Annotated in this window: 10 protein-coding genes; 5 read left to right on the top strand and 5 right to left on the bottom strand. The window is 59.9% G+C overall.

The features are described 5' to 3' along the window. Nucleotides 1-57: 57 nt before the first annotated feature. Complete coding sequence (locus GAO09_RS01350) at nucleotides 58-1044, top strand: MBL fold metallo-hydrolase (RefSeq protein ID WP_153352267.1); 987 nt, start codon at nucleotides 58-60, stop codon at nucleotides 1042-1044. A gap of 382 nt (nucleotides 1045-1426) precedes the next feature. Here the strand turns inward: GAO09_RS01350 and GAO09_RS01355 are convergent, their stop codons facing one another. Then, nucleotides 1427-2260, bottom strand: a complete 834-nt coding sequence (locus GAO09_RS01355; protein ID WP_153352268.1) for an undecaprenyl-diphosphate phosphatase — start codon at nucleotides 2258-2260, stop codon at nucleotides 1427-1429. Between the two features lie 525 nt (nucleotides 2261-2785). Between GAO09_RS01355 and GAO09_RS01360 the strand changes: the two genes are divergently transcribed. Beyond that, nucleotides 2786-4105 (top strand): peptidoglycan L,D-endopeptidase MepK, encoded by a 1320-nt coding sequence (locus GAO09_RS01360; protein ID WP_235937878.1) that lies wholly within the window; start codon nucleotides 2786-2788, stop codon nucleotides 4103-4105. Between the two features lie 9 nt (nucleotides 4106-4114). Here GAO09_RS01360 and GAO09_RS01365 read toward each other — a convergent pair whose 3' ends face one another. From GAO09_RS01365 to mutS, 3 genes are all read right to left on the bottom strand, one after another. Next, a complete protein-coding gene (locus tag GAO09_RS01365; protein ID WP_324184950.1) occupies nucleotides 4115-4492 on the bottom strand; it encodes a type II toxin-antitoxin system RelE/ParE family toxin in 378 nt (125 codons plus the stop codon). Continuing rightward, nucleotides 4489-4782 carry a type II toxin-antitoxin system ParD family antitoxin gene (locus tag GAO09_RS01370; RefSeq protein WP_153352270.1) on the bottom strand — a complete coding sequence of 98 codons (294 nt, stop codon included), beginning with the start codon at nucleotides 4780-4782 and terminating at the stop codon, nucleotides 4489-4491. Before GAO09_RS01370 ends, GAO09_RS01365 begins: the two co-directional genes overlap by 4 nt. Before the next feature lie 76 nt (nucleotides 4783-4858). Continuing rightward, nucleotides 4859-7507: a DNA mismatch repair protein MutS gene (mutS, locus tag GAO09_RS01375; RefSeq protein ID WP_153352681.1), complete on the bottom strand. Its 2649-nt coding sequence runs from the start codon at nucleotides 7505-7507 to the stop codon at nucleotides 4859-4861. A 211-nt stretch (nucleotides 7508-7718) separates the two neighbouring features. Here mutS and GAO09_RS01380 point away from each other — a divergent pair, with 211 nt between their 5' ends. The 3 genes from GAO09_RS01380 (at nucleotide 7719) to GAO09_RS01390 (ending at nucleotide 10727) form a co-directional block, all read left to right on the top strand. Then, nucleotides 7719-10004: an NADP-dependent malic enzyme gene (locus GAO09_RS01380; protein ID WP_153352271.1), complete on the top strand. Its 2286-nt coding sequence runs from the start codon at nucleotides 7719-7721 to the stop codon at nucleotides 10002-10004. Nucleotides 10005-10080: 76 nt separating this feature from the next. Further along, nucleotides 10081-10341, top strand: coding sequence for a type II toxin-antitoxin system Phd/YefM family antitoxin (locus tag GAO09_RS01385; protein WP_153352272.1), 261 nt, complete (start codon nucleotides 10081-10083; stop codon nucleotides 10339-10341). Next, the gene (locus tag GAO09_RS01390) at nucleotides 10338-10727 is read left to right on the top strand and encodes a type II toxin-antitoxin system VapC family toxin (protein WP_324184951.1); all 390 of its coding nucleotides are present in this window, start codon (nucleotides 10338-10340) and stop codon (nucleotides 10725-10727) included. Before GAO09_RS01385 ends, GAO09_RS01390 begins: the two co-directional genes overlap by 4 nt. Here GAO09_RS01390 and olsB read toward each other — a convergent pair. After that, nucleotides 10724-11596, bottom strand: coding sequence for a l-ornithine N(alpha)-acyltransferase (gene olsB / locus GAO09_RS01395; RefSeq protein WP_153352273.1), 873 nt, complete (start codon nucleotides 11594-11596; stop codon nucleotides 10724-10726). The genes GAO09_RS01390 and olsB overlap by 4 nt on opposite strands. Nucleotides 11597-11622: the final 26 nt, after the last annotated feature.

Consider the following 11622-nt stretch of genomic DNA (forward strand, 5'->3'; position numbering starts at 1 on the left):
CGCGCTCTTTGGGCGATGGCTTTCGCCCGCATTTTCATTGATCCGGGGGACCGCTTCATGCCACAATTTTCACGCAGATCCTTTGTCAGCACCCTTCCTTTCGGCATTCTCGGGACAGGTCTGATCAGTGGCGTTGCGACGCCCACTCTTGCCGCAACACAGGCGACCGCGATGGCAACGGGAAAGCCGGTCAGCGTGACGCCGCTGGCGCAGATCCGCATCGGCCGCTTCACCGTGACCGCACTGACGGACGGTTATGCCGACATGCCCTATGACTATTTTCCAGGGCGCGCGCCGGCCGATGTCGAAAAAGCGGCAAACGCGCAATTCACCGCCCGGCCGAGTGGCGTTCGTTTTCTCTTCAACCAGTATCTTGTCGATGATGGTGAGCACCGTATCCTGATTGATGCCGGTGCGGCGGGGTCTATCGGGCAAACCGGCGCGCTGCCGCAGGCGCTTGAAACACTTGGCCTGCGACCCGACCAGATCGACGCGGTGATCGTCACGCATATGCACCAGGACCATATGGGCGGCCTGATTCTGGGGGACAAGAACAACTACCCCAAGGCGGAGGTCTATATCGATCGCCGCGACGTCAAGCACTGGACCGACCCGGCCAAGCGCAGCGGTGCGCCGGATTATCTAAAGACCAGTTTCGACATGGCGGCAGAAGTCGTGCGCCTTTACCCGAAACTGCAGGCGATCGACGGCGAACGCGAGATCGTGCGAGGCGTCTCGATCGTCGATCTGACCGGCCACACACCCGGCCATATCGGCGTGCGGGTGGAAGATGGCGGGCACAGCCTGATCATGGTGTCGGACATGATCTTTCCGGTCGTGCATCCCGGCGCGACGGATGTATTTTTCCTGTTCGAACAGGACAGGGAGGCGGCCAAGGCAATGCGTGATCGCTTCTTCCCGCAGGCCGCAGCGGAAGGCGCGCTCATTGCCGCCACGCACATGCCCTTCCCCGGCCTCGGGCGTGTCGTTTCCGATGGCGGGCAGATGCGCTGGCAGGTGGCGGATTGGGCGTTGCAGACCTGAGGTATGAGGTGGAGCAATTTGTGAGCGTGGCCATCTCGAGACGAGACATGCCGCGTTTGCGCAAAACTACAGGGGAATGCGATAAAAGGCTGCGCCTCGGAGATCTGAGTTAAGCGGTGGGGCGGGCAATAACGTTGGTCGGGGCGCGACGAAGGGAGTGGCAAGTCGTCAGCCCTCCTTTCTCAAAAAGTGCGGCAATCAGCACTACGATCGTGAAAAAGAGGCGTGAGTATGCGATCCTGTTCGTGCATGTTTGCCTGTCATTGATCGTCTCAGAAAGGCTGTAGGCTGAGCAATGCGTAAAGCGGCTCATGCGAAACCTTTCGGCGCCGGACCGCACCGCTATTTGAAAGGCCCGGCCAAAGCCGGGCCTTCACTTACCTCAGATCGGGCTGAGCACACCGGTGAACAACAGGCCCAGCAGAACGACGCCAATGAGCAAACGGTACCACACGAATGGCATGTAGCTCTTGGTCGAGACCAGTTTCAGGAACCAGACGATGACCGCGTAACCGACCACGAAGGCGATCAGCGTGGCAACGGCCGTCGGGCCGGCGGCGACGGCGGTTTCCTCGCCCATCGTCTTGAACAGCTGGTAGAAACCCGAACCAAACACGGCAGGGACGGCGAGAAGGAAGGAATAACGGGCGGCCGCTTCACGCGTGTAACCCATGATCAGGCCGGCGGTGATGGTGCCGCCGGAGCGGGAAACGCCGGGGATGAGCGCCATGGCCTGCGCGAAACCGAAGATGATGCCATCGCGCCAGATCAGTTGTTTCAGCGCGTATTTTTTCTTGCCGATATGATCGGCCCAGCCGAGGATGAGGCCGAAGACGATCAGCATGATCGCGGTGATGTAAAGGTTGCGAAGCCCGTGTTCGATCGCGTCCTTGAAGGCGAGGCCAAGCACGATGATCGGCAGCGAACCGATAATGATCAGCCAGCCCATGCGGGCGGCATCCTTGTCGTAATCGCCCAGACGAAAGACCTGCCGCAGCCAAGCGGTGGCAATCGCCATGATATCCTTCCAGAAATAGACGAGAACCGCGGCTTCCGTACCGAGCTGGGTGATGGCGGTGAAGGCCGCGCCCGGATCAGTGCCCGATGGCAGGAATTCACCGAGTATGCGCAAGTGCGCGCTCGAGGACACCGGCAGGAATTCGGTCAACCCCTGCACAAGTCCAAGGATGGCAGCATCGGTCCAACTCACGCTCATGGCAACTCCAGGGTTCTGTCTTACGGGGGTATGATTTGCGAAAGGAAATAGGCGGATTTTGAATAGCTCAAGTGCGGCGCGACGCCATTTTCAAGCGCCTGTCTTTCGAACCGGCAATGTGACGATTGTATGATTTTCGAACATTTTCATGTGCGATGTGGCGACACGCTTGTTCGATGGGGAGAGCCAGCCGGCCGTCGGCACGATGGACAGGATGTTGCGCATACAGTGGTCGAATTCTCCGTGTGGCGAAGAGGATCGGCAGGCCTTGTTGCAACGCACAATAATCACGCGTTTCCGCAATAGCCAGCACAAACGAAACAGACTCGGATTTCGCCGATATGACAGTTTGGCAATGAGCTAACCTCTTATTAGGAAATTATTGACCATAATTGCTGATCCGCGGCGCTCCAGAGGAGTGTCAGATGTCCCGCGTAATCTGGGTTTGCAGTTGTCATGGTGGCGTTCGAGTTCCCGCACGGCGTTTCGGTCGTAACTTCCTTTTGCCGAGATGCAGCAACCCGAATGTGCCGCTCTGCGACGCGGCCGGCAAAGGCTTTGGCCGCGGCCCTGCTGGCCCTCCCCTTGCTGATGGCCAGCAGTGGTTTTGCGGCCGCAGAGACGCGGTCTCTCAAGCTCTATTTCACCCATACGGGCGAGCGCGCCAATATCGTTTACAAACGCAATGGCCGTTTCGACCAGAAGGGCCTGAACCAGATCAACCGCATCCTGCGCGACTGGCGCCGCAACGAGCCGACGAAGATGGACCCGCGCCTGCTGGATCTCGTCTGGGAAGTCTATGGCCGCGTCGGCGCAAGAGATTACATTCACGTAGTTTCGGCCTATCGTTCGCCGAAAACCAACAACATGCTGCGTGGCCGCTCACGCACGACCGGCGTTGCCAAGAAAAGCCAGCACATGCTGGGCAAGGCCATGGATTTCTTCATTCCGGGTGTAAAAATTTCGACACTGCGCGCCACCGCCATGCAGATGCAGGTCGGTGGCGTCGGTTATTACCCCACCTCCGGTTCGCCTTTTGTGCATCTGGATGTCGGCAGCGTGCGTGCATGGCCGCGCATGTCGCAGCGAGAACTTGCAAACCTCTTCCCGAACGGACGCACGCTGCACCTGCCCACCAATGGCCGGCCGCTGCCGGGCTATCAGCAGGCGCTTGCCGATTACAAACGCCGGATCGGCCCACGTTCGATCGAAATTGCAGCCACCGCCGAGGATGACGATGATGCAGCACCTGTCATCGCCCGCGGCCGTTCGCGCGACGCCGATGACAGCGGCCTTGTGACTGCCATGCTGCCGACCCCCAAAAGCCGGGCACAGGCGGCGCTCGACATGCAAAGCAAATTCGGAGGCAGCCCGAAGGAAAAGACCGAGATTGCCGAGAAGCGTGAGGAAAAGCAGGTTGAGCTGCTGGCCGCCGCTATTCCGGTTCCCTCACCGCGACCGAAGCCGGTCGAGACGACAGAACTGCCGCCAGACAATATCGTTGTGGCGTCGATCGGCCCGATCCCGGCGCAGCGACCAACTCTGCCCGCCCCCGTCTCCAAGCCGTTTGGCGATCCGGCCATCCGTCAGGATCTCGCCAAGATTCGCGTTCTGAAGGATGCTGCTCCAGCCACTGGCACCGCATCTGCCGAACCTGTCGCTATCCGGTCTCTTGCGCACTGGGCGCTGCTGTCGCCTGGCCAACGTGTCGCCATGAAACCGCCGGTTCTGGTAAAACGTTCGCTGGAAACCGAACCGGGTGCTGCAACGGAAACCGTGGAGCAGAAGCCGATGGCAGCGGGTGGCGCTTTCGATTTCGGTCGATTTGTCGAGGATGAGGGTTAAGCCGCGCGATCAATACGCTCCGTAATCGGGCGGCAAATGCCGTTCCAGTTCCATGGCATCATGCAGAATGCGACCGATACTGATTAATTCGGGATTGAGAACACGATAAAGCACCAGATGCCGGGGGTGCTTCACGATGCCGGTTTCATGACGGGCGCGTTTCCCGCTGTGACGCAGGTGATAACTAGACACGCTATCGCCGAGTTCGGGACGCCAATGACATCCGATCCGCTCGGGATCATCTGCCAGATCACGCAGGGCCGTCACCAAAAGTTTCTGGTAGCGGTCACGCGCGGCACCTCCGAAACGGTCTTCCGTTTCCGCCAGAATATCGATGATATCGGCCCGCGCCCACACGGACAGACGATACGTGCCGCGCTTGGTCACGGGTGGACCTTGCGGACCCTCGCTTCGGCTTCGCGGCCGAGAGCAGCGATCGCATCTTCCAGTTCGTCGTCGGCAATATCGGTAAAGCGACCCTCTTCCAGATCCGCAAATCCCAGTCGCGCGGCTTTTTGCAAAGCTTCCAGCTTGGCGGCTTCTGCCACCTCACGCCGTTCCACCAACCGCAGCCCTTCGCCCAAAACTTGGCTGGCATTCTGATAACGGCCGGATTTCACCAGACGATCAATGACGTCTGCATCGTGATCCGTCAGGACGACATTGCGGGTGGGCATGACTGGACCTCGCGGGTGCGGTTGCGAGGTCCATCATACCAGAATGGCATCATCTGCCAATGCACCCTTGGGCGCGTCACTTCTCCGCTAGCTGCTTGCGCAGCGCATAAAGCGCGTCCATTGCCTCGCGTGGGGTCATGTCGTCCGGGTTAAGCGCTTTCAGCGCTTCCTCAACCTTGGACGGACCACGTCGCGTTTCTTCCTTGCGCACGGCGATCTGGAAGAGCGGCAGGTCGTCGATCAGCTGGCTGGCCGGGTTCTTGCGATCGCTGTCTTCCAGCTTGGTCAGCACATCACGGGCACGCTCCACCACCGCATCCGGCAAGCCGGCGAGACGGGCGACCTGAATGCCGTAGGACCGATCGGCCGCACCGGGGCCGACTTCGTGAAGGAAGATAACCTCGCCATCCCATTCCTTCACCTTCATGGTGGCGTTGGAGAGGCGGTTCAGCTTTTCCGACAGGACGGTGAGTTCGTGGAAGTGGGTGGCGAACAGGCCACGGCAGCGGTTGGCCTCGTGCAGGTGTTCGACCGAAGCCCAAGCAATCGACAGGCCATCGAACGTGGCGGTGCCACGGCCGATTTCATCGAGAATGACCAGCGAGCGGTCAGTCGCCTGATTGAGAATTGCGGCGGTTTCGACCATTTCCACCATGAAGGTAGAGCGGCCACGTGCCAGATCGTCCGACGCGCCGACGCGGGAGAACAGCCGGTCGACAACACCGATATGAGCGGAGGCAGCGGGCACGAAGGAGCCCATCTGAGCTAGGATGGCGATCAGGGCGTTCTGGCGCAGAAAGGTCGATTTACCGCCCATGTTGGGGCCGGTGAGCAGCCAGAGCGCGCCGAATTCTCCGCCATCCTTGGGCGAAAGATCGCATTCGTTGGCGATAAAGGCACCGGCCGACTGGCGGCGCAGCGCCTGTTCGACCACCGGATGGCGGCCGCCTTCGATGGCGAACATGCGGCTGTCATCGACGATCGGGCGGCGATAACCCCATTCCTCCGCCAGCATGGCAAGGCCGGCAGCGACATCGATGATGCCGAGCGCGCGGGCACCGGCCTTGATGGCTTCGGCCTGTTCCGTGACCGCGTTGTTCATGTGGGTAAAGGCTTCGAGCTCGATGACCAGCGCTTGGCCTGCGGCATTGGCGATGCGGGTTTCGAGATCGGCCAGTTCCGTCGTGGTGAACCGCATGGCATTGGCCATGGTCTGGCGATGGATGAAGCGGGCCTTTGCTTCCGGCGTATCGGTCATCGGGCCGGCATTGCCGGCGGTGACTTCGATGAAATAACCAAGCACGTTGTTGTGCTTGATTTTCAGCGACTTGATGCCGGTCTCATCGGCATATTGCAGCTGCAGCCCGGCAATGACTTTTCGCGACTGGTCACGCAACGCGCGGACTTCATCGAGTTCTGCATAAGCGCCATCGGCAACAAAACCGCCATCGCGTTTCAGCAGCGGCAGTTCTTCGGCCAGCAGGCCGGACAGCAGGTTTTCCACATCATCCGGCAGGGCGGCGAGCGAGGCCATAGCCTCTTCCAGTTCTGGCGGCAGCATGACCTTCGACAGGCTCTGACCAACTGTGCGAGCGGCCTGCAGGCCTATGAGGATGGCGCCCAGATCACGTGGGCCACCACGGTCTAGAGCGAGGCGCGACAGTGCGCGCGGCATGTCCGGCACGTGTTTGAGGCCAGTGCGCAGATCGCCACAGAGCGAAGGCTCATCGATCAGGAAGGAGATGGAATCGAGGCGGTGGTTGATAACCTCGGGGTCGGTCAACGGCGACATCAGCCGTTCGGCGAGCAGACGTCCGCCGCCGCCGGTAACGGTGCGGTCGATGGCTTTCAGCAGCGAACCGTCACGGCTGCCAGAAAGCGTTTTCGTCAGTTCCAGATTGCCGCGCGTGGCGGGATCGATGAACAGCGTGGAATTGCCGCTTTCGCGCTCCGGCCTGCCAAGCGGTGGGCGCTCGGCGATCTGTGTCTTTTCCACATAGGCGACGGCAGCAGCGGCGGCCGTCAGTTCCGCGCGCGAAAACGTGCCAAAACCGTCGAGCGTTTCCACGCCGAAATAACGGGTGATGCGGCTTTCGGCCATGGCGCTGTCGAACAGCACGGCGGGCTGCGGCACTGCAACGCGGCCGAGCACATCGAACACCGGCTTAAGTTCGGGATCATGGAAAATGGCATCGGCAAGGATGAATTCGCGCGGTTCGATGCGCAGGATATCGGCGAGCAGACGCGTATGCTCGGTTTCGGCCACGCGGAAAACCCCGGTGGAGATATCGATCCAGGCCAGCGCCATCTGCTGTTCGCTATTGCCGCGGATGCGAGCAAGCGTCATCAGGTAGTTGGATTCGGAAGCAACGAGCAGCTTTTCTTCCGTCAGCGTGCCGGGCGTGACTAGGCGCACGACATCGCGTTTCACCACCGATTTCGAGCCACGTTTCTTGGCCTCGGCCGGATCTTCGATCTGTTCGCAAACGGCGACGCGATACCCCAGCGAAATCAGTTTTTGGAGGTAATCGTCGGCAGCATGGACTGGCACGCCGCACATGGGGATATCATAGCCCATATGCTGGCCGCGCTTGGTGAGCGTGATGCCGAGTGCACGAGACGCTTCAGCGGCATCATCGAAGAACAGCTCGTAGAAATCGCCCATGCGATAAAACAGCAGCGAGCCAGGATTGTTGGCCTTGATCTCGATGAATTGTTCCATCATCGGGGTGGCCGAGCTACGGCTTTCCTCGGTGATCAGGCGGGCTGTATCGAGCGTGTCGGTCGGCAGGCGTTGCAAATCGATGGTCCGTTTTGTGTTGCTTCCGGGAAAAGGCGACCTTATCGATGATGCACCCGGAAACACAACAATGGCGGCGGCAATCCGGCCTTCTGCCCACATGATACTGATAGAAAAACAGGGAAACGGAAACACCATGGCAGCAGACAAGACGCCCAAGGGCCGTGCATCGGTTACCGATCGCGAGGCACTCGACTTTCACGCCAACGGCCGCCCCGGCAAGCTGGAGATCACACCCACCAAGCCGATGGCAACCCAGCGCGACCTGTCTCTGGCTTATTCCCCAGGCGTTGCAGTGCCGGTGAAGGCGATCGCCGCTGACCCTGCCACGGCTTATGATTACACGACGCGCGGCAACATGGTGGCCGTGATTTCCAATGGCACCGCCATCCTGGGCCTCGGCAATCTCGGCGCCCTGGCATCGAAGCCGGTCATGGAAGGCAAGTCGGTCCTGTTCAAGCGCTTTGCCGATGTGGACAGTATCGACCTTGAAGTCGATACTGAAAATGTCGACGAGTTCATCAACTGCGTGCGTTACCTCGGCCCCTCCTTCGGCGGCATCAACCTCGAGGACATCAAAGCACCGGAATGTTTCATCATCGAAAGCCGGTTGCGCGAGCTGATGGACATCCCGGTTTTCCACGATGACCAGCACGGCACGGCGATCATTGCCGCCGCCGGCCTGATCAATGCGCTGGAACTGACCGGCCGTGACCTGAAGACGACCAAGCTCGTCTGCAATGGCGCCGGTGCTGCCGCGATCGCCTGTATCGAGTTGATCAAGGCGATGGGTTTCAACCCGGAAAACATCATTCTCTGCGACACCAAGGGCGTGATCTATCAGGGCCGTACCGAGGGCATGAACCAGTGGAAATCGGCACATGCGGCAAAGACCGACCGCCGTTCTCTGGAAGAAGCCATGAAGGGCGCCGACGTGGTGTTCGGCCTTTCGCAGAAGGGTGCGTTCACCGACGAGATGATCCGCTCGATGGCGGATCAGCCGATCATTTTTGCGATGGCCAACCCGGACCCGGAAATCACCCCGGAAGAAGTAGCGCAGATCCGCGACGACGCGATCATGGCGACCGGCCGTTCGGACTATCCGAACCAGGTCAACAACGTGCTCGGCTTCCCCTACATCTTTCGCGGGGCGCTGGATGTGCGCGCCGTGCAGATCAACGACGCGATGAAGATTGCCGCCGCGCAGGCGCTGGCCGATCTTGCCCGTGAAGATGTGCCGGACGACGTGGCCGCCGCCTATCAGGGTGTTCGCCCACGTTTTGGGCCGCAATACATCATTCCGGTACCGTTCGATCCGCGCCTGATCTCTGCCATTCCGGTGGCTGTCGCCAAGGCTGCGATGGATAGCGGCGTGGCGCGGCGCGACATCACTGATCTGGCGCTTTACGGCCGCCAGCTTTCGGCCCGTATCGATCCGATCGCTGCCAACACGCAGGACATTTTTGAACGCGTACGCCAGTATCAGAAGCGCGTGGTGTTTGCGGAAGCAGAAGAAGAACAGGTCATGCGCGCCGCTGTCGCCTATATGGCGCAGGGGCTTGGCACCGCCATTCTGCTCGGCCGTGACGACGTCATCCGCGCCACAGCGGAAAAAGCCGGCATAGAGCTGGATCGTCCCGGTATCGAGATCGTCAATGCGCGCATCTCGACCCGCGTCGAGGCGTATATCGACTATCTTTATGAACGCCTGCAACGCGAAGGTTATCTACTGCGCGACGTGCAGCGCCTCATCCACAATGACCGTAACCACTTTGCCGCCTGCATGGTGGCGCTGGGTGATGCGGATGCGATGGTGACCGGCACGACCCGCAACTATGCCACGGCTCTGGCCGACGTGCGCCGCTGCATCGATGCCAAGCCGGGCCACAAGGTGATCGGCGTTTCGATGATTCTGGCACGCGGGCGCACAGTGTTTGTGGCCGACACCGCCGTGCATGACATGCCGACGGCCGACGATCTGGCTGAGATTGCCATCGAAGCGGCGCGGCTGGCCAAGCGCATGGGGCATGAGCCCCGCGTGGCGATGCTGGCCTATTCCACCTTCGGCCAGCCGATCGGCGAGCGTTCGGAACGGGTTCGCGAGGCCGTCAAAATCCTCGACGGCCAGCGGGTCGATTTCGAATATGACGGTGAAATGGGTGCCGATGTGGCGCTCAATCTGGAGCGCATGCAGCAGCAGTACCCGTTCTGCCGTCTTTCCGGCACGGCCAATGTTCTCGTCATGCCGGCGATCCATTCGGCCGCGATTTCGACACGCATGCTGCAGGAACTGGGTGGCTCAACCGTGATCGGCCCACTGCTGGTCGGTCTCGACAAGTCTGTGCAGATCGCGCCGATGGGCGCCAAGGACAGCGACATCGTCAACATGGCGGCGATCGCGGCCTATAACGCCGGTATGTAACCGGCAGCGCTCTCCTTGAATGGCGACCGCGAGTGGATTACCTTGGGAGTACAGGTCCACTCGCGGAATGTCGCTCATGAAGACCGTCAATATTCAGGAAGCTCAGAAAGATCTGGTGCGGCTTTTAGAAAAGGCCGCGAAGGGGGAGCCGTTTGTCGTTGCCCAAGAAGGGAAACCGTCGCTGAAGGTGGTGACGGTGGAGGAAGTTGAGCTTATCGAGGCTCCGAAGAAAAAACGGCGGATCGGTTTTCTCGAAGGGCAATTTTCGGTGCCGGACAACTTCGACACGATGTTCGCCGAGGAGATTGAGGAGATGTTCTACGGGAAGAGTAAGTGAGATTTCTGCTCGACTCCCATCTGTTGGTCTGGCTGGCAGCGCAAACGACCAAACTACCTATGGCGGCTCGGCAAATCATTGAAGACGATCGTAATACGCTTTTCTTAAGTTCCGCGAGCATTTGGGAATTGACGATCAAATACACACTGGGCAGAGACGAAATTCCGGTTCACCCAAAGGTTTTGCATCGCTCACTTCAATATAACGATTTCCAGGAGCTCGAAATCAGAAGCGATCACGCCTTTGCGCTGGAAAGACTACCGCCCATCCACAAAGACCCATTCGACCGAATCCTCATCGCGCAGGCGATCTCCGAGGACATGATGCTCATGACCTCGGACGAAACGATTGCCCAATATGAAGGGCCGATCCGGCTGGTGCGTTAGCTCGCGAACCGGCCGGCATCGGCGCCGAAATGATTGATATAGCGACCGGAGATGACGGCGATGGGGAGCACGATCAGCACGTCCGTGGTGTTGAAGGCCTGATCGACCACGGCGCCGTCACCGATCATGGCGCCGAGACGCAGATAACCCTTTACGAGCGGCGGCATGGCCGACAGTGCCTGACGCGGGTTGATTTCTTCTGCAGGCACCATGTTCATGTTTTTGTAGAGTTCCGGTAGCGCCGAAACCATCCACTCGTCCTTCACCTGCGAATTGTGGTGGAGGAAGGAGAGCGCCAGTGCGTGTTCCTGCGGATCGATGCCCGGGAACGAAGCGCAACCGAACATGGCATCCATACCGTGTTTCAGCGCATAGGCCCAGTTGCCCAACCAGAGAAGCTCGACGGTGCGCTTGGTGCGATAGTCAGGCAGGACACAGGAACGGCCAAGCTCCATGAACTGTTTTCCCGAATGACGGGCGAGAAGCGGCGCGAGATCGAATTCTGACGAAGAATAGAAGCCGCCATGGGCCATCGCCACTTCCTGGCGCAGCAACCGATAGGTGCCGACGATCTGGTCTTCAATGTCACCTTCGATGGCATGATCCAAAACGAGAAGATGGTCACAAATATCGTCGAATGCATCGAAATCGCGCTGCCGTCGCATCGCTTCCGCCGGCAATTGTGCGCCCATTTCCTCAACAAAGACACGATAACGGACGGCCTGCGCAGCGTCGATCTCGCGGGAAGATCTGGCAAGGCGGGTTTCGAGAGTGCCTATCCGGCCGAATACGTCCGTGCCCGCAGGGGGCTGCGGGACAAGCTGGTTAGTTTCGATGGCGACGCCCCGAGTCAGCAGTTCGACAGTCATTTTTTTCGCCCGTAAATAGCGCTTCG

It is taken from the genome of Endobacterium cereale, from assembly GCF_009617585.1.
Lineage (GTDB): Bacteria > Pseudomonadota > Alphaproteobacteria > Rhizobiales > Rhizobiaceae > Neorhizobium > Neorhizobium cereale.

Coding starts and splice junctions, on each gene's coding strand:
- GAO09_RS01380 (WP_153352271.1), top strand. CDS start 7,719: ATGGCAGCAGACAAGACGCCCAAGGGCCGTGCATCGGTTACCGATCGC.
- GAO09_RS01360 (WP_235937878.1), top strand. CDS start 2,786: ATGTGCCGCTCTGCGACGCGGCCGGCAAAGGCTTTGGCCGCGGCCCTG.
- GAO09_RS01350 (WP_153352267.1), top strand. CDS start 58: ATGCCACAATTTTCACGCAGATCCTTTGTCAGCACCCTTCCTTTCGGC.
- GAO09_RS01385 (WP_153352272.1), top strand. CDS start 10,081: ATGAAGACCGTCAATATTCAGGAAGCTCAGAAAGATCTGGTGCGGCTT.
- GAO09_RS01370 (WP_153352270.1), bottom strand. CDS start 4,782: ATGCCCACCCGCAATGTCGTCCTGACGGATCACGATGCAGACGTCATT.
- olsB (WP_153352273.1), bottom strand. CDS start 11,596: ATGACTGTCGAACTGCTGACTCGGGGCGTCGCCATCGAAACTAACCAG.
- GAO09_RS01355 (WP_153352268.1), bottom strand. CDS start 2,260: ATGAGCGTGAGTTGGACCGATGCTGCCATCCTTGGACTTGTGCAGGGG.
- mutS (WP_153352681.1), bottom strand. CDS start 7,507: ATGATGGAACAATTCATCGAGATCAAGGCCAACAATCCTGGCTCGCTG.